Origin of the sequence: Pauljensenia sp. 27098_8_83 (assembly GCF_041432695.1) — a bacterium.
In the GTDB taxonomy this organism is placed as follows: Bacteria; Actinomycetota; Actinomycetes; order Actinomycetales; family Actinomycetaceae; genus Pauljensenia.
This window is the reverse complement of sequence record NZ_JAPWAD010000048.1, coordinates 1-919: the sequence shown is the minus strand read 5'-3', so window position 1 is coordinate 919 and position 919 is coordinate 1. Positions and strand designations below refer to the sequence as shown.

Here is a 919-nt window from a genome sequence, read left to right as displayed (position 1 = left end):
ATGCGGCTTCCTGTAGGGCCTGATCCCGGTATTCTGCCGGGGTCAGGCCCTTGAGCTTTACTTGGCGTCTTGTTGTGTTCCAGTGTGTGATGTAGGCGTCGAGGTCGGCTTTGAAGCTCTCGAAGGTCTGCCAGTCCTGGCCGCGAAAGAACTCGTCCTTGAGGTGCCCGAAAACCTGCTCAGTGGCGCCATTGTCGATGCAGTTGCCTTTGCGTGACATGCTCTGGATGAAACCGTTATCGGCGAGCGCACTGATGTAGGCCTTGTGCTGGTACTGCCATCCCATGTCCGAGTGCACGATCGGCTCAGCTCCTGCGGGTTTGGCATCTATGAGCATCTGGAGCATCTCTTTTTGTTGGGCGAGGTTGGGGCACATCGAAATGGAGTGGGCCACGATCTCTTTGCTGGCAAAGTCGTAGACCGGAGCGAGGTAGGCCTTACCGAAGGAGAGCTTGAACTCGGTGACGTCGGTACCCATTTTCTGCCAGGGCCCATCGGCTTTAAAGTCGCGGCCGATGATGTTGTCGAAACTTTGCCCCACGTCCCCCTTGTAGGAGTTGTACCTGTGGTAGGCCCTCTCGCGGCGTATGTCGCAGCGCAGCCCCATCTCGTGCATCATCTTCAAGACCGTCTTATCGGCGATGCGCTCCCCTTCCTCAGCGCGCAGGCACATGGCTACCTGCCTGTGACCACACCCGTTGGGGGTTCGTGAAAAGATCTGGGCGACCTTGGGCCGCAGATACGCCCGGGTTGGCTGCTGGGGGTGAGCCAGCGCGTAGTAGTAGCTCGACCTGGCAAGACCGGCGGCCTCAAGGAGATCACACACCGCATGTCCGCGCCCTGAAAGCTCGGCGACCACTAGGGCTTTGTCCCGGTTTGGGAGCGCCTCTGCGCCTTCAGGGCAATCGATTTTTTTAGG

1 protein-coding gene is annotated in these 919 nt (G+C 59.0%); it reads right to left on the bottom strand.

The window, feature by feature from the left end; genetic code table 11:
* The coding region (locus O3656_RS10225; RefSeq protein ID WP_500063968.1) for an IS3 family transposase at positions 1-859 on the bottom strand (859 nt) is incomplete at its 3' end.
* Positions 860-919 lie beyond the last annotated feature (60 nt).